Here is a 15,670-nt window from a genome sequence, read left to right on the forward strand (position 1 = left end):
TATCAATTCTTCCGACGCGCTTTATTATTCCCTTCTAAATAAACCATCAAGATAGAAATATCTGCTGGATTGACCCCAGAAATTCGACTGGCTTGACCAATGGTCTCAGGATTGATTTTCTTAAACTTCTGACGTGCTTCTGTTGCAATCGAGTCAATTGCATCCCAATCAATGTTACTTGGAATACGCTTTTCTTCCATGCGCTTCATCTTTTCAACCTGGTCTAAGGCCTTATTGATATAGCCCTCATATTTAATTTCTGTTTCAATCAGTTCAATGAGCTTCGCATCTAAATCCTCAGCTGCAGGGCCAACAAAAGAAACCACATCTTGGTATTTCACTTCTGGACGTCGCATAAATTCTTTAGCTGTCACAGCATCAGCTAGGGGTTTAAAGCCCATTTCTTCCACTTTTTTATTAGTTGCTGCGACAGGCTTTAATTTTATAGATTCTAGGCGATTAATCTCATTATCAAATTGGTTCTTCTTAATTTCAAAGTAGGTCCAACGCTGATCATCAACCAGACCAACCTGACGACCAATGGGGGTAAGTCGCATATCTGCATTATCATGACGAAGAATCAAGCGATACTCTGCTCGACTAGTTAAGAGGCGGTAAGGCTCCAGTGTCCCTTTTGTCACCAAATCATCAATCATCACACCAATATAAGCGTCACTACGTTTTAAAATTAACTCTGGTTTGCCTTGAACTTTCAGGGCTGCATTAATCCCAGCAATCAAACCTTGACCTGCTGCCTCTTCATAACCTGATGTACCATTGGTTTGTCCTGCTGTAAAAAGACCAGACACTAGCTTAGTCTCTAAAGTTGCACGCAGCTGATGAGGTAAGACGATATCATATTCTATTGCATATCCGGTACGAATCATTTCAGCTTTTTCCAAGCCTTTAATAGAGTGGAGCAACTCCTTTTGTACGTCTTCTGGCAAACTCGTGGAAAGTCCTTGGACATAAATTTCCTCAGTATCCCGTCCTTCTGGCTCTAAAAAGAGTTGGTGGCGTTCCTTATCTGCAAACCGAACAATCTTGTCCTCAATAGAAGGACAATAACGTGGGCCAACCCCTTTTACGATTCCTGAAAACATGGGAGCACGGTGCAAATTATTATTGATGATATCGTGACTATTTTGATTGGTGTAAGTCAACCAGCAGGGCACTTGGTCTGTAACATAATCTTCGTCTTTTGATAAAAATGAAAAATGATTTGGTGTTTCATCTCCTGGTTGAATTTCTGTAACACTGTAATCAATCGAGCTAGCTTTAATCCTTGGAGGTGTCCCTGTTTTGAAACGCCCAATTTCAAAGCCTAAGTCACGAAGATTGTCAGCCAATGTCACAGACGCTAAACTGTTATTAGGACCTGAAGCATATTTCAAGTCTCCTAAAATAATTTCTCCTCGAAGAGCCGTTCCTGTCGTTACAACAACTGCTTTAGCTGAAAAATATTGGTTTGTTGCTGTTCTAATCCCAATAGCTTTACCATCTTCCACTAAAATTTCATCTACCATCGTTTGACGAAGGGTTAGGTTCTCTTGATTTTCAACTGTCCGTTTCATACTAAGAGCATAAAGTGCCTTATCAGCTTGGGCACGAAGCGCACGAACTGCTGGACCTTTGCCAGTATTTAACATTTTCATTTGAATGTAAGTTTTATCGATATTTTTGCCCATCTCTCCACCCAAGGCATCGATTTCACGAACAACAATCCCTTTAGCTGATCCTCCAATCGAAGGATTACAAGGCATAAAAGCTAACATATCAATATTAATCGTTGCTAATAGAGTCTTACACCCCATTCGACTAGCAGCCAGGCTAGCTTCAACTCCTGCATGTCCTGCACCGATTACAATAACATCATAATCTTCAGTAAATGTATATGTCATATTTTCCTCTTTTCTAAAATTTCATCGAGATATGGAACTAAGTTTTTCTTGTTTTCATCGCGGCTAGTAATCCATAGAAAATCAGTATGCTCTTCTGGATCAAGAAGAATTGTTTTGGGCTGTTCCGGAAGTGTCACTTCATAGACCAGCCTTGTAAACACCGCCTCTTTCTCTTTATCAAGCTGACTATCTTCATGGATAATGGTCAGATTTTCCTTGGCTATCGAAATGCCAGTCTCTTCAAAGCATTCTCGAACAGCAGCATCACGAGGCAATTCATTCTCCTCGACACGACCACCTGGAATATCCCAATATTGAGGAAAAACATTGGGGTTGCCACGCTTAATCTGAGAACGTTGAATAATCAGGTGACTGTCTGCAACAGTCAGTAAAACATGGGCAATCAGTTTGACAGGCATGGTTCCTCCCTTTTTTCTAATTATCCTTATTAACAAAATGCTGCAACTGTCCCTTCCAGCCAGCTAGCTCCGTCTTGAGAAAAGCAGGATTGAGGTCAAGATTTTTCAAGTCTGTAAAAGCAATCCACTCACACTGGCGGATAGAATCACCTTCTTCCAGATAGGTAACTGGCTCAGACAGTGGGGTAACAAGATAAAGAAATTCGATCTGATGGTAAGATTTCTCCTGCAAGTTAAACTGATTTTCAACAATAAAAGCTAGCGGTCCAACCTCCACATCAATTCCAAGTTCTTCTTGCATTTCCCGTTGCACAGCCTCTTTGGTTGTTTCGCCAAGCTTAATAGCACCACCCAAGGTGTAATAGTTCCCCTCCGGTGCCCTTACAAGAAATAGTTTCTCATCTTTTACTAACAATCCCGTCGCACGAACACCGAAGATTTGATTGTCGTGTCTCGTTCTGAAATCCATCTTCTCTCCCCAATCGCAAAAAATAGCCAAAACTCTCGAAAATTGCAGGACAAAAAAGCCTACAATTCCCATGAGCTTTGACCATCATGATAATTGTTACTCTTATTCTATCAAAAGATTTGTAGAATTTCAAATCTAGTGTTACGCTAACGTTTCAATATATTCTAAGCCCCAAGCCTCAACAGCATCCAGTACCGAACGAAATTTTTCGCCCATCTCAGTCAAGCTATACTCTACACGAGGGGGGACTTCTGCATAGACCGTGCGACTAATAATGCGATCCTCCTCCAATTGTCTAAGGTGCCTTGTTAACATGGTTTGAGTAATACCTGGAATCAGTCGCTGTAATTCATTGAAGCGTTTCGTTCCTGTACTGAGTTGGTAGATAATCACCAATCCCCACTTACCAGTCAAGACTTTTTGTGTTGTTGCAAAAGGGCAAATACCATATTCACTAACTTTTTTCAAAAAAATTCTCCTTTATTTATCACAATAGTATCACTTTTGATACCAACAAATGCAAAAGTACCTACTTGCATAATGGAATGCTTCAGCTATAATTGTACTATATCAAAAAAATTGGAGGACATCAAATGTCAACAAACTTGGAAATTTTTAATGCCTATAACAATGCTCTCATCGCTGGTGATTTTGCAGCTCTTTTTGAAACAATGGCTAATGACATTATCTGGCATCAACCCGGAAATCATTCAACATCTGGTGCTAAAATTGGTAAGGAAGTACTCGGAGCACATCTAGCAACTTTCGCCGAAAAAACAAATGGAACTTTCAAAGTAGTGACAAACTGGGTATCCGATAATGATACTCTTGTTGCCGCTAACGTAACATTTCTCGGTACTCGAACAGATGGTGAAGAACTAAACATGAATGGCATCGATCTTTTCCGTATGGAAGATGGCAAAATCAAGGAAGTTTGGCTCTTCTCAGCCGACCAAAAAGCTGAAGATGCTTTCTGGGGATAAGATAAAAAGCTTAGCATGAGGGTGCTAAGCTTTTATTTTTGATTAAATATACTGACAAGCCTCTCCATCCTTATAGGCCATGTCGATCATACCTCCTCCCAAGCATTCTTGTCCATCATAGAAAACAACAGCTTGGCCTGGTGTGATCGCCCGTTGCGGCTCTGCAAAGATGACCTCTGCCTTGTCCCCTTTCACCTTGACAGTCACTTGACTATCTGGTTGACGATAACGAAACTTAGCTGTACATTCCAAAGTGAATTCTTCTGGCATCTGACGTGTAAAGTGGACTTGACTTGCTTGTAAAGAGGTTGACATAAGAGATTCATGATAGAAACCTTGGCCGACATAGAGAATATTTTGGGATAGGTCTTTTCCGACAACAAACCACGGAGTATTGTCCCCACCGATTTGTCCACCGATACCAAGCCCTCCACGTTGTCCAATGGTGTAATACATCAAGCCTGCATGTTCTCCCATGTCACGACCATCAACCGTCATCATACGGCCTTTTTGAGCAGGTAGATACTGACTGAGGAACTCTTTAAAGTTTTTTTCACCGATAAAACAGATTCCTGTCGAATCTTTCTTTTTAGCTGTTGCTAAACCAGCCTTCTCAGCAATGTCGCGAACTTCAGATTTTTGCAAATGCCCCAAAGGGAACATGGTTTTCTGCAATTGTTCTTGTGATAATTGGCTAAGGAAATAGGTCTGATCCTTACCATTATCTGCTCCACGTAGCATATGAACGGTACCATCTTCGTCACGTGACACCTGAGCGTAGTGACCAGTCGCAACATAGTCTGCTCCTAAATTCATAGCATAATCCAAGAAAGCCTTGAATTTAATTTCCTTATTACACATGACATCTGGATTTGGTGTACGTCCTGCTCGATACTCTGCCAGAAAATACTCAAATACACGATCCCAATACTCTTTTTCAAAGTTGACAGAGTAGTAAGGAATACCAATTTGGTCTGCCACAGCTGCCACATCTTTATAATCTTCTGTGGCAGTACAGACCCCAAATTCATCTGTGTCATCCCAGTTTTTCATGAAAACACCAACAACATCATAACCTTGCTCTTTTAAAAGAAGAGCCGTAACAGATGAGTCAACACCTCCACTCATACCAACAACAACACGTGTTTTAGAGTGATCACTCATTATTCTTCTCCCATCAATATAAGATACCTCAGCTTAAAATCAATACCAAAAACATTTAAGATTTTCCGTCTCTAAAATGTTAAGCTTGACCTTTTTGCTCAGGTTCAATGTTAACTTAGCAGTATGATCTAAGTCATCAAAATTCGATTTGAAGGTCGATTTTGAAACGCAAAACTTGCGCCTAAACATTATATCACGATGTATCTGGAATGCAAGCGTTAAACGATGTCATTTTTTATTCTCTTCAATAATTTGTTATAATAAAACTGCGTTAAAAAAGGAGATAAAATGATGAAAGCACTAAAATTTCAATCCGTTTTTGATATTATTGGCCCTATCATGATTGGACCATCATCAAGTCATACAGCAGGAGCAGTGCGCATAGGAAGAGTCGTCGCCTCAATTTTTCACGATATTCCAGAGGAAGTTGAGTTTGAACTCTATCATTCCTTTGCCAAAACTTATAGAGGACACGGGACTGACTTAGCTTTAGTTGCAGGGATTCTAGGAATGGAAACAGACGACCCTAGGATTCCTAAAAGCCTTGAGATTGCTCATCAAAAAGGCATTAAAGTCTATTGGAAACTCAACAAAGAAAGTAATACTCCTCACCCCAATACAGCTAAAATTACGGTCAAAAAGGAAAATAAGAGCATGAGTATTACTGGAGTTTCTATCGGCGGAGGGAATATTCAAGTCACTGAACTTAATGGTTTTTCTGTTTCTTTAAAGATGAATACACCAACCTTGATTATTGTCCATCAAGATATTCCTGGAATGATTGCTAAAGTCACCGACATCCTATCCTCACAACACATCAATATCGCCCAAATGAACGTGACACGTGAAAAAGCTGGCGAGAAAGCCATTATGATTATTGAAGTGGATTCTAGAGACTGTGAAAAAGCAATGTTAGATATCCAAAATATCCCTCATTTACATAATGTCACTTACTTTGATTAGAAAGGATTACTATGTTTTATTCCATAAAAGAATTGGTCCAACAAGCAGATGATTACCATAATGGTAGCGTTGCTGACTTAATGATTGCCACTGAAATGGAACTCTCTGGTCGCCACAAAGAAGAAATCATTTCTTTAATGTCTAAAAACCTTGATGTCATGCTTGACTCTGTTCAAAAAGGGCTAGATAATCGTCAGTCTATCAGTGGGCTCACTGGAGGAGATGCTCTAAAGATGGATCGTTACATCCAACAAGGACCTACCTTATCCGATACCACAATATTGATGACTGTTCGAAATGCCATGGCCGTTAATGAATTAAATGCCAAAATGGGACTGGTATGCGCAACACCTACAGCAGGTAGTGCTGGTTGCCTACCAGCAGTCCTATCAACGACTACCCAAAAACTCCAACTTAACCAAAAAGAACAGCTTGATTTTCTATTCTCAGCAGGTGCTTTTGGTCTTGTCATTGCCAACAACGCCTCTATCTCTGGTGCAGAAGGTGGCTGTCAAGCTGAGGTTGGGTCTGCCGCTGCCATGAGTGCTGCTGCCCTTGTCTTAACAGCTGGTGGGTCTGCTTACCAAGCAAGTCAAGCTGTAGCTTTTGTGATAAAAAACCTTTTAGGATTGATTTGTGATCCTGTTGCTGGGCTTGTTGAAGTCCCTTGTGTCAAGCGTAATGCTTTAGGTAGTTCCTTTGCATTTGTCGCGGCTGACATGGCTTTAGCTGGAATTGAATCAAAAATACCAGTTGACGAGGTAATTGATGCGATGTATCATGTTGGCTCTAGCCTCCCTACTGCTTTTCGTGAAACAGCTGAAGGAGGTCTCGCCGCTACACCTACTGGAAAACGTTATGCCAAAGAAATTTTTGGAAAATAATTCCGTTGACTTGATGAAATAGACTAAATCAAACTGCGTTTAACATCCCTATTTTTTATAAACCATCTAATAGAAATACTTTTTATTAAGGTTTAATCTCATGCACAAAAGTTTACACCTTGACAATCACCTTTACACTGTCTTTACAGGAGGAAACAATGAAAACAATACTATTTGACCTTGATGGCACTCTGTTAGACAGTAGTCCAGGCATTCGACACTGTTTTATCAAAACCTTTAAGGAGCTTGGACTGCCTGTACCAAATGATCAAACCATTCAGAGTTTCATAGGACCTCCTCTTGAAACCACTTTTAAAACAATTAATCCAAACCCTGAGTTTATTAAACTTGCCATTCAAACCTATAGACGCTATTATCAAGAAACAGGTGTTTATGAGGCTACTGTCTATGAGGGAATCGTGCAGGCTTTGGAAGAGTTAGTGAGGTCTGGCTATCAACTTTTTATCACAACAAGTAAAAATCAAGAAATGGCCACTCTTATGATGAAATATTTTAAACTTGACAACTACTTTACAGCTATCTATGGTTCTACACCAACAGCTTTTATCAAAGCCGATATTATCAAACGGGTTATAAATGATTATCATCTGACATCGCATGAAACTTGTATTATTGGAGATACCAAATTTGACATTATTGGTGGAAAAACAATAGGCATCAAGACCATTGCCATAACTTGGGGATTTGGACAATCTAAAGATTTAGCACAAGCAAATGCTGTCATTAAACAACCTTCTGATATCAAAAAAGCCCTTGAAACTATATAAGTTTCAAAGGCTTTTTTACATACCCCAGGCAGATAAACCTTGAGCATTATAAGCATTTAGAGCTGCGTTAACTTGATCTTGCACAGTAGCTGTCGAGCCCCATCCTGGCATAGTCTGAAAGAGACCAGAAGCACCCGACGCATTTGATGCAGTTGCATTACCATTTGATTCACGCGCAATAATATATTCCCAAGTTGATTGTGGAACGCCTGTTGCTGCTGCCATCTGTGCTGCTGCCTGACTGCCAACTGTACCCGCTGTATTTCCATTACTAAGCACATAACCTGTTTGCTGGACTGGAGCTGAGGCTTGACTATAAGCAACTGTCGTTTGTGGAGTAACGGACTGTTCTGCACTATTGGAATAAGCCACCTGCTCTACATAGACTGGAGCAATATCTGTAGCCTGAGTAACTGATGCGCTCTGCGTTGCTTCTGTAGAGGTCACCAAAGTATTAGTATCATCTGACATTGTGACATCAGCCATATCTACCTCTGATTCCGATACAGATACAGGTACAGGTACAGAAGTACTCTCTTTCTGAGAACTTGCACTTTCAACCAATAATTTTTTATTTAAACTACTAGTGGAAGTTACTGATAAATTTTTTTCTGACTTAGAAGAAACTTTTTCTTGTCCAAGAACTGTTAAAACTGCCACTAAACAAGTAAGTAATAGACTAGCTATAGTAGCTAGTAGTTTCATTCTTTTTACTTTAGCCAAATGTAATTCTTTACGACGCATATTTTTTATCCTACCTTTTTCTTTTCCGTTATCCATCATAGCTTTTAAATGTTACCTGCATTTTGATCTTGTGTTAAAAATGTTACAAAAAAATTTAGTTTTTACAAAAAAACGTTTTCATAATAGATAAAAAAATTCATCAGAAAAAACTGATGAATTTATACTATTAATACCAACCATTAGCTAGCCAGAATGACTTAGCTGCTGACCATGAACCATAACGAGAAGTAACGTAATTATCTGCTACTTTTTCTTGATTTTCAGGTGACAAATCACCATTCAAATATGAGATGGTTAATTGGTAACGACCATAATACTGACCATTTTGCGCTGTATAACTGCCACTAGATTCTTTTTGTGCAATCCACTCTTTTGCTTCCGCATCAGCTGCACTCAAACTGCTTGTGGTTACAATTTCTGTTGTGCTAGAAGTGGAGCTACTATTAGTTGTTGCTGTGCTAGCAGTAGATGATAACTCCAAAACTTGCCCAACAGATAAGATATTAGCATCAGTCAACTGGTTTAAAGAAACCAAACTATCCACACTCGTTTGATGAGTGGCTGCAATAGAAGATAGTGTATCACCTGATTGCACTGTATAGCTATCTGCATTAACCAAGGCTGGTGCAAAAATTCCAGCTGCTGTTGCCAAAGTAGCTACTCCTAGTTTGATAGAATTTTTCTTTTGATTTAGTACTGATTTGATAGTCATAATAGACTCCTTTATTTTTTCTTGATGTTCTATATGATATCCTTTCTTTATTACTTTAGTTTTGTGCTTTAGTTAAAAATGTTACAACTGTATTGAAGACAGATAAAAAACCGTCTTTAAACAAGACGGTTTTAAGGTGATTTAAGAAAGAACAAAAGAATTCCCAAACCAATCAAAATCATTAAGCTTATACTGTCTTTCCCTTGCCACTTCAGTTGACGAAACTTACTACGACCATCTCCACCTTGATAACCTCGTGCTTCCATTGCTGTTGCTAAAGCATCAGCTCTTTTAAAAGACGAAGCAAATAAAGGGATTAAAATAGGAATAACAGACTTTACCCTCTCTATCAAGTTACCTTCACCAAAATCAACCCCTCTTGCCCGCTGAGCATTCATAATTCTTGTCGTATCATCCATAAGAGTCGGCACAAAGCGTAAACTCAATGACAACATCAAGCCTATTTCATGTACTGGCACTTTAAACCGCTCTAATGGCTTTAAAAGAGATTCTACTGCATCAGCTAAGCTCAATGGCATGGTTGTTAAGGTTAATAAGGTTGAAAAGAAAATAATCAAAACAAACCGCATAAAAATCAAGCCAGCCTGACTTAGACTATAGTCTGTAATTTTAAGAAAAGCAAAGGACCAAATAACGGTTCCACCTTGAGTAAATAACATCTGAAAGATAGTCGTAAACAAAATCAAGCCTATCATGGGCTTTAAACCGCCAATAAAGAAGTGAAAAGGAATTTGAGAAAGTAAAACAACAAATAAAGTAAAAACAAGCATAATAACATTTGTGATGACATTATTAGCCCAAAATATGATACCAATAAAAATAAACATGGCTAGAAGTTTAGTCCTAGGGTCTAGACGATGAATAAAAGACTGACCTGGAATATAACGTCCTAAGATCAATTTATCCATGTCCCACCTCCTTAATAAACTCTTCTAACGTAATTGGTAAACGCTCAAATTGACACCCCTTAAGCGCCAATTTTTGAGCAAATTTAGTGATTTTAGGGACACCAAGTTGTTTTTCTTCTAATAACGTCACATCTTGAAAAACTTGCTGAGGAGAACCTGATAAAATGACACGTCCCTTCTCTAAAACATATACTTCATCAGCATAGTTTGCAACATCATCCATTAAATGTGTTACCAAGACCAAGGTCATCCCTGATTGATGTAACTCTTTAAATAAAGTCATCAACTCCAAACGTCCACTTGGATCTAAACCTGCAGTTGGCTCATCCAAAACCAAGACACTAGGTTCCATGGCTAGAATACCTGCAATCGCAACACGTCTCATTTGTCCACCTGATAAATCAAATGGATTTTTATCAAACAAGGATTCTGGAATACCTACCAAGTTCAATTTTTCACGCGCTATCTGCTCTGCTTGTTCTTTTGATACCCCAAAATTTTGTGGACCAAACGCCACATCTTTTAAAACTGTTTCTTCAAAAACTTGACTCTCAGGAAATTGAAAAACAAGACCAACTTCCTTTCTCAATGATTTGATGGCCTTATTTTTAGAAGTCGGTGTAATAGTACGTTCATTGACTATCACAGATCCCTTTGTTGGGATAAGTAGGCCGTTTAGAAGTTGCATAATGGTTGATTTTCCACTTCCAGTATGGCCGATAAAAGCAGTAAAACTCCCATCCTTAATTGCAAGGTTAATATCAAAAAGAGCAGGACCTTCAAATGGGGTGCCCTGCTGGTAAGTATAACTCACATTTTGGAGATAAATTCCCATAAACTCTGTTCCAATTCTTCTTCTGTTTGATAAGCCTCTGGTTTAAACCCAGAAAACTGTTGTTCAAGCGCTAAACTCAATTTTACCGTAAAGGGAAGGTCTAACCCTAAATCTAACAACTCTTCGCCTTTTGAAAAAAGCTCCCTGGGCGTGCTAGAAAAAGCTACTTGACCTTTTTTCATCACCAAAACTCGATCGCTAAGAGCCACCTCATCTAAATCATGCGTAATAGAAATAACGGTTACACCTGACGATTGATGAATAGACTTAATAGTCTCAATCAATTCTAAGCGGCCCTTAGGATCTAACATACTGGTTGCTTCGTCTAAGATAATAATATCTGGTTGCATAGCAACAACTCCTGCTATGGCAACACGTTGTTTTTGTCCACCAGATAGGCGTGCTGGTTCTCGTGTCCTAAACTCTGTCATTCCAACCAATTCCAAAGCTTGATTGACACGCTGGCGCATCTCCTCATAAGCCACACCTTGATTTTCCAATCCAAATGCAATGTCATCCTCAACAGTAGCCCCTACAAATTGATTGTCTGGATTTTGAAAAACCATACCAATTCTATGACGTAAATCCCAAACATTATTTTCCGTCAATTCTTGTCCCATGATCTTGATGACCCCTGACTCAGCAGGGAGCAGACCATCAATTAATCGAACCGTTGTGGACTTGCCACTCCCGTTGTGGCCAATAATTGATAACCATTCTCCTTTTTCAACTGAAAATGTTACACCATCTAGTGTATAGTGATCTTGATGGCTATCATATTTAAATTTTAGGTTTTCAACTTCTATACTTTTCATAAGCGTTATTTAAAGGTGTCTTTGAAAAGGAAACTTGCTCCTTTAAAGTAATCATAACCTGAATAAAGAGTAAAAAATAAAGAAATATAGAGCATAATTTGTCCAAGCAAGTTAAAATGACAAAACAGTAAAATCACCGCCAGCATTTGTGTCGCAGTTTTTATCTTACCTGGCATAGCAGCCGCTAGTACCTCACCACCAGTTTCAACCAATAACAGTCGCAAACCTGTAACAGCCAATTCCCGACAAATGATCAAAGCTGCAACCCATGCTGGAGCCATACCAAGACCAACCAACATGATAAATGCGCTCATCACCAACATCTTATCCGCCAATGGATCTGCAAATTTTCCAAAATTGGTCACGACCTTCCATTTCCGTGCCAAATAACCATCTAAATAGTCTGTCAAAGAGGCCACAGCAAATAAAACAGCTGCTACGATATGCCAAAATAAACTATTAGGTAAAGAACTCACTATCAAAAAAATAGGAATCATAATAATCCTAATAAGAGTCAATAAGTTAGGAATGTTTTCTTTTTTTATCATCTTAATAACTTTCTTTTATTCAATATTTAAGGTAATGTAACTAGCATCAGTTGCTGACAAACTGGATAAATCTACAGCTTGGCCACCAATTTTTACAGAGACACCATCGGCAGATCCTAAACTAATGACAGCATTTGAAACACCGTCTTGAAGCGTTACGGTGTGAGAAGGATACCCCTCCCCTAAAATAATACCAGCTTCATCAATATCTGCATTAGTGACGCTAAACCATGCTTCTGAAGCACCGTCAAGACTGACCTCGATTGTTATAGGTTGGGACATATTTTTCGCTGTCACTGTTAGAGTCTCTCCCCCTCCTTCAACACTCAAAGTAGGAGTCGGGGACTCTGTACTCGAGCTAGTCTGCTGCGAAGAAGTCCCTGAAGTCACAACATGAGAACTGCTAAACGATGAACTAGATTCAGATGAGTCAATCGACGTCACTTGTTGCAAAATCATATAGAGAACAAATACCAAAATCAACGATGCAATAGTCCCTAAGATAATAAGAGGATAGTACGACAGATTCTGGTCCTTACTTCCTGTCCGACTGCTTCTTTCCTTAAAACGTCGCTCTGTCTGTTTTGTAGCTTCAGCCAAGGTGAGAGCTGTCTCATCGCCTAACATTAAAGATGAACGCTCTGCTTGATATTCTCGCTCAATCTGCATCAAGTAATCAAAATCTAGATTTAATATCTCAGCATAACGACTTAAAGCTTGCTCTTCCTCATCTTTTGGGAGAGCTTCAAAATTATTTAGCTCCATCGCTAATAAATAAGCTTGAGGCACTCTTGTCTTTTTATAAATATCCTCAAGTGTTAAACCTTGTTTAACTCGTGTTTCACGTAAAACATCACCTATACGCTTCACTACCTTTTTCCTCTTTATCTATACGTTTATGTAGAGAATATTATAACAAATTTTTACAAGTTTTTCTGACTTATTATTTAGGAAAAATAACAAAATCTGATGTATCTATATTATCAATAAAGGCTCGACAATAACTCATAAACGTCCGATAATCTAATTCTTCTAGAATATTTGGAACGTCAAAATAATTTTGCTGATGAGATAAATACGTCATAAATTGATTGACTGTATTTTCAGTATAATTTAAGTCTCTTAAAAATTCGCCATATATCTCTTTTCTTACAATATCAAAATGTTCTGGATTAACATCTGGATCCGATGCAAACTGACGTACTGCTTGTCGAATGCGATTAGACATCACAATAGGTTCCTGCGTATCCATCGTCACCACAACAAACTGATAATCTTTTCCAATTTCTACCTCAAAGTCAAAGGAATGATCCACTTTCCCTCCCTCATAAAGAGATTGATAGCGTGTAGAAGTCATACCAAACAACAAGGCAAACAAAATCCTTATTGACAAACGGTAAGTGATCACATAATTAGGATCAATCACTGTACGACATCTAAACCCGACAGCTAATTTTGCTTGAACAATATCCATGTCAAATGACGAAGATGAGACAACAGGATAGTACTCGATTTCTGGGCGTGATGGCGCCTTCTTCTTTCTAATTTTCAGACTCTCCTGTTTTTCGTTGACAGATTTGTAAACTTCCTTGACATCGAAATTTCCTACCACGACTAAACTTAAATTAGAGGGATGATAATACTTGGTATAAAAAGATTCCAAGACCTCCTTATTGATAGCCTTAATGCTATCCACACTTCCTGCAATATCCTCGGATAAAGCTGTGCGGGGATAAAGATTTTTTAAAATCCCTAAATAAAGACGATAATCAACATCATCTTGATACATTTCAATCTCTTGCGTGATAATACCTTGCTCTCTAACAATAGACTCCTCATCAAAATAGGGGATCTGAACAAAATCTTGGAGCAAATCTAAACAAGCTAATAAGTTTTGACTGGTCGAAAAATAATAGCTTGTCCGATCAAAAGTTGTAAAAGCATTAACATCGGCACCAAGATTTGTAAAATCCTGTAAGACATCACGCCCTCCTGGCATTTCAAATAATTTATGCTCTAGAAAGTGAGCAACACCTTCTGGAAAGGGTATTTTTGTTCCTGTCAACTTTGTGTCAAGAGAGCCACTAAAACTTGTCAACATCGCATAGGATTCATGGTAGTCTTTTCGTGGTATCAAATATAAAGATAACCCATTTTTTAATTGTTTGTAATAGACAGTTTCCTCTAACTTTGGATAAGTATAAGTTTCTAACCCCCTTGTCATTACTGTCCCTCCAAAATATAAAGAGCTTGTAATTTTAATTGCTGTGCAACTCTCATCATATCTTTCTTACCAACTGTATTTATTTTTTGAAGCCACTCTTCTAACTCTAGAGCTTGCTCACCATAAATTTCCTTATTATATCTAAGTTCCATCAAACTATCTAGATAATCTTCTGCGATACGTGCTTGGTTAACCAACATCTTTTTAGTTTGCTCAATCTCACGCTTTGAAAATTTTCCTAAACGAATAGAGCTTAATTGTTGATTAATCAATCGCAATGTCCGTTGACGGTTTTCTCTGTCTATTCCCGCATAAATTTTTAAGTATTGCGTTGACACATCATATTGACTAGCGATTGTATAAGCTAAGCCTGCTTTTTCTCTAACATTAGTAAATAACTTAGAGTGAGCATATCCTCCTAAAAGACCGTTTACTAATAATAAAGCAAAATAATCATCGGATCCATATGTTACCGGTAGATGATAGGCTAGATTGAGAATGGTTTGATGTGTGTCTCGACGCTCTATTTTTTCTCGTGTTATATTAGTAAACTGATGTTCGACTGAAAATTGAGGACTACTTTTTCTATCTTCTAGAGGAAAATGATTCACTTTTTGAATCACACGATAATCCTCCACCTCTCCCAATACAAAAATATCAATCCTGTCTTGTTGTAACATGCGCTGAAATTCTTGAAAAACAGTATAACTGTCCTCTTTTTTTATCAATTCTGGGTTTCCATATTTAGAATACTTTAAAACAGTATCACCAAAATAAAGTTCCCTTACCGCAAGATCTGAAGCATAATAAGGATCTTCTAAATCAGCCACCAAACTATTTATCAAGTTTTGTTTTTCAATATCAAATTGCTTAGGTTTGTATTGAGCAACCGATACCAGAGGATGAAATAAAGCTGCTTCAAGAAACGAGAGAAGGCTGTCTAATATACTATCTCCCGACATCAAAAAAGATTCTTTGACAAAGCTAATATTAATATCTACCATATGGCTGAGACCTCTAGTAGAGATGGAAGTCGAAAAACTAGCCCCATAAAGTCGTGCTAATTCTTGTCTAAAAGCCTGCTGTGTACTATAAATAGAATTAACAGATTCTAACATTTGAGCGACTAGAGCTCTACGTGCTAGAGTTCTTTTATCTCTTTTCCCTGTAAATCTGACTTTTATATGATTTGTCTTAAATTTATTACTCTTTATAAAGTGTAAATAAACACCTTCTGCTATTTTCATTTTTCTTCCTTTTATCCAGAGTTATTGTCTTTCATTATACCATTT

General features: G+C 38.2%; 17 protein-coding genes and 1 pseudogene. 4 read left to right on the forward strand and 14 right to left on the reverse strand.

Translation table 11 applies throughout. From position 1 onward, the window contains the following. Positions 1 to 2 precede the first annotated feature (2 nt). The 4 genes from mnmG to ACVRWY_RS00915 all read right to left on the reverse strand — a co-directional run bounded on the left by mnmG (position 3) and on the right by ACVRWY_RS00915 (position 3,257). On the reverse strand, positions 3 to 1,901 hold the full coding sequence (mnmG, locus tag ACVRWY_RS00900; protein ID WP_354367153.1) for a tRNA uridine-5-carboxymethylaminomethyl(34) synthesis enzyme MnmG: 1,899 nt from the start codon (positions 1,899 to 1,901) through the stop codon (positions 3 to 5). Next, complete coding sequence (locus ACVRWY_RS00905; RefSeq protein WP_354367151.1) at positions 1,898 to 2,320, reverse strand: NUDIX hydrolase; 423 nt, start codon at positions 2,318 to 2,320, stop codon at positions 1,898 to 1,900. The genes mnmG and ACVRWY_RS00905 overlap by 4 nt, the downstream gene beginning before the upstream one ends. Positions 2,321 to 2,336: 16 nt before the next feature. Beyond that, positions 2,337 to 2,789 (reverse strand): NUDIX hydrolase, encoded by a 453-nt coding sequence (locus ACVRWY_RS00910; protein WP_354367149.1) that lies wholly within the window; start codon positions 2,787 to 2,789, stop codon positions 2,337 to 2,339. Between the two features lie 141 nt (positions 2,790 to 2,930). Next, positions 2,931 to 3,257, reverse strand: coding sequence for a winged helix-turn-helix transcriptional regulator (locus tag ACVRWY_RS00915; protein WP_014638837.1), 327 nt, complete (start codon positions 3,255 to 3,257; stop codon positions 2,931 to 2,933). 125 nt (positions 3,258 to 3,382) lie between these two features. Between ACVRWY_RS00915 and ACVRWY_RS00920 the strand changes: the two genes are divergently transcribed. Next, a complete protein-coding gene (locus ACVRWY_RS00920; protein WP_024389859.1) occupies positions 3,383 to 3,772 on the forward strand; it encodes a nuclear transport factor 2 family protein in 390 nt (129 codons plus the stop codon). Between the two features lie 42 nt (positions 3,773 to 3,814). Here the strand turns inward: ACVRWY_RS00920 and mnmA are convergent, their stop codons facing one another. Continuing rightward, a complete protein-coding gene (gene mnmA / locus ACVRWY_RS00925) occupies positions 3,815 to 4,936 on the reverse strand; it encodes a tRNA 2-thiouridine(34) synthase MnmA (protein ID WP_354367146.1) in 1,122 nt (373 codons plus the stop codon). A gap of 291 nt (positions 4,937 to 5,227) precedes the next feature. On the opposite strand from mnmA, the gene sdaAB reads away from it, so the two are divergent. The 3 genes from sdaAB to ACVRWY_RS00940 all read left to right on the forward strand — a co-directional run bounded on the left by sdaAB (position 5,228) and on the right by ACVRWY_RS00940 (position 7,571). Continuing rightward, on the forward strand, positions 5,228 to 5,899 hold the full coding sequence (gene sdaAB, locus ACVRWY_RS00930) for an L-serine ammonia-lyase, iron-sulfur-dependent subunit beta (protein WP_276761433.1): 672 nt from the start codon (positions 5,228 to 5,230) through the stop codon (positions 5,897 to 5,899). Between the two features lie 11 nt (positions 5,900 to 5,910). Beyond that, positions 5,911 to 6,783 (forward strand): L-serine ammonia-lyase, iron-sulfur-dependent, subunit alpha, encoded by an 873-nt coding sequence (sdaAA, locus tag ACVRWY_RS00935; protein ID WP_354367144.1) that lies wholly within the window; start codon positions 5,911 to 5,913, stop codon positions 6,781 to 6,783. A 158-nt stretch (positions 6,784 to 6,941) separates the two neighbouring features. Then, the gene (locus ACVRWY_RS00940; protein WP_354367142.1) at positions 6,942 to 7,571 is read left to right on the forward strand and encodes an HAD-IA family hydrolase; all 630 of its coding nucleotides are present in this window, start codon (positions 6,942 to 6,944) and stop codon (positions 7,569 to 7,571) included. Positions 7,572 to 7,586: 15 nt separating this feature from the next. Here the strand turns inward: ACVRWY_RS00940 and ACVRWY_RS00945 are convergent. The 9 genes and pseudogenes from ACVRWY_RS00945 to yfmF all read right to left on the reverse strand — a co-directional run. Next, positions 7,587 to 7,859 (reverse strand): annotated as a pseudogene (locus ACVRWY_RS00945) (transglycosylase SLT domain-containing protein); the annotation flags it as partial. A gap of 622 nt (positions 7,860 to 8,481) precedes the next feature. Continuing rightward, the gene (apf, locus tag ACVRWY_RS00950) at positions 8,482 to 9,027 is read right to left on the reverse strand and encodes an aggregation-promoting factor (RefSeq protein WP_354367140.1); all 546 of its coding nucleotides are present in this window, start codon (positions 9,025 to 9,027) and stop codon (positions 8,482 to 8,484) included. A gap of 131 nt (positions 9,028 to 9,158) precedes the next feature. Continuing rightward, positions 9,159 to 9,956, reverse strand: coding sequence for an energy-coupling factor transporter transmembrane component T family protein (locus ACVRWY_RS00955; protein ID WP_354367138.1), 798 nt, complete (start codon positions 9,954 to 9,956; stop codon positions 9,159 to 9,161). Beyond that, the gene (locus tag ACVRWY_RS00960; RefSeq protein ID WP_354367136.1) at positions 9,949 to 10,791 is read right to left on the reverse strand and encodes an energy-coupling factor transporter ATPase; all 843 of its coding nucleotides are present in this window, start codon (positions 10,789 to 10,791) and stop codon (positions 9,949 to 9,951) included. The genes ACVRWY_RS00955 and ACVRWY_RS00960 overlap by 8 nt, the downstream gene beginning before the upstream one ends. Then, positions 10,767 to 11,606 (reverse strand): energy-coupling factor ABC transporter ATP-binding protein, encoded by an 840-nt coding sequence (locus ACVRWY_RS00965; protein WP_354367134.1) that lies wholly within the window; start codon positions 11,604 to 11,606, stop codon positions 10,767 to 10,769. The genes ACVRWY_RS00960 and ACVRWY_RS00965 overlap by 25 nt, the downstream gene beginning before the upstream one ends. Positions 11,607 to 11,611: 5 nt before the next feature. Next, positions 11,612 to 12,154 carry a CDP-diacylglycerol--glycerol-3-phosphate 3-phosphatidyltransferase gene (gene pgsA, locus ACVRWY_RS00970; RefSeq protein ID WP_354367132.1) on the reverse strand — a complete coding sequence of 181 codons (543 nt, stop codon included), beginning with the start codon at positions 12,152 to 12,154 and terminating at the stop codon, positions 11,612 to 11,614. Between the two features lie 15 nt (positions 12,155 to 12,169). Further along, positions 12,170 to 13,024: a helix-turn-helix domain-containing protein gene (locus ACVRWY_RS00975; protein WP_354367130.1), complete on the reverse strand. Its 855-nt coding sequence runs from the start codon at positions 13,022 to 13,024 to the stop codon at positions 12,170 to 12,172. A gap of 73 nt (positions 13,025 to 13,097) precedes the next feature. Then, a complete protein-coding gene (gene yfmH / locus ACVRWY_RS00980; RefSeq protein WP_354367128.1) occupies positions 13,098 to 14,378 on the reverse strand; it encodes an EF-P 5-aminopentanol modification-associated protein YfmH in 1,281 nt (426 codons plus the stop codon). Further along, entirely contained in the window at positions 14,378 to 15,625 is a 1,248-nt protein-coding gene (yfmF, locus tag ACVRWY_RS00985) for an EF-P 5-aminopentanol modification-associated protein YfmF (protein WP_354367127.1), read from the reverse strand. The genes yfmH and yfmF overlap by 1 nt, the downstream gene beginning before the upstream one ends. Positions 15,626 to 15,670: the final 45 nt, after the last annotated feature.

This window comes from Streptococcus porcorum (genome assembly GCF_053203725.1).

Excerpts from the sequence above, each read along its gene's own strand:
- mnmG (WP_354367153.1), bottom strand. The coding sequence starts at position 1,901 with ATGACATATACATTTACTGAAGATTATGATGTTATTGTAATCGGTGCA.
- ACVRWY_RS00905 (WP_354367151.1), bottom strand. The coding sequence starts at position 2,320 with ATGCCTGTCAAACTGATTGCCCATGTTTTACTGACTGTTGCAGACAGT.
- ACVRWY_RS00910 (WP_354367149.1), bottom strand. The coding sequence starts at position 2,789 with ATGGATTTCAGAACGAGACACGACAATCAAATCTTCGGTGTTCGTGCG.
- ACVRWY_RS00920 (WP_024389859.1), top strand. The coding sequence starts at position 3,383 with ATGTCAACAAACTTGGAAATTTTTAATGCCTATAACAATGCTCTCATC.
- mnmA (WP_354367146.1), bottom strand. The coding sequence starts at position 4,936 with ATGAGTGATCACTCTAAAACACGTGTTGTTGTTGGTATGAGTGGAGGT.
- sdaAB (WP_276761433.1), top strand. The coding sequence starts at position 5,228 with ATGAAAGCACTAAAATTTCAATCCGTTTTTGATATTATTGGCCCTATC.
- sdaAA (WP_354367144.1), top strand. The coding sequence starts at position 5,911 with ATGTTTTATTCCATAAAAGAATTGGTCCAACAAGCAGATGATTACCAT.
- ACVRWY_RS00940 (WP_354367142.1), top strand. The coding sequence starts at position 6,942 with ATGAAAACAATACTATTTGACCTTGATGGCACTCTGTTAGACAGTAGT.
- apf (WP_354367140.1), bottom strand. The coding sequence starts at position 9,027 with ATGACTATCAAATCAGTACTAAATCAAAAGAAAAATTCTATCAAACTA.
- ACVRWY_RS00955 (WP_354367138.1), bottom strand. The coding sequence starts at position 9,956 with ATGGATAAATTGATCTTAGGACGTTATATTCCAGGTCAGTCTTTTATT.
- ACVRWY_RS00960 (WP_354367136.1), bottom strand. The coding sequence starts at position 10,791 with ATGGGAATTTATCTCCAAAATGTGAGTTATACTTACCAGCAGGGCACC.
- ACVRWY_RS00965 (WP_354367134.1), bottom strand. The coding sequence starts at position 11,606 with ATGAAAAGTATAGAAGTTGAAAACCTAAAATTTAAATATGATAGCCAT.
- pgsA (WP_354367132.1), bottom strand. The coding sequence starts at position 12,154 with ATGATAAAAAAAGAAAACATTCCTAACTTATTGACTCTTATTAGGATT.
- yfmH (WP_354367128.1), bottom strand. The coding sequence starts at position 14,378 with ATGACAAGGGGGTTAGAAACTTATACTTATCCAAAGTTAGAGGAAACT.
- yfmF (WP_354367127.1), bottom strand. The coding sequence starts at position 15,625 with ATGAAAATAGCAGAAGGTGTTTATTTACACTTTATAAAGAGTAATAAA.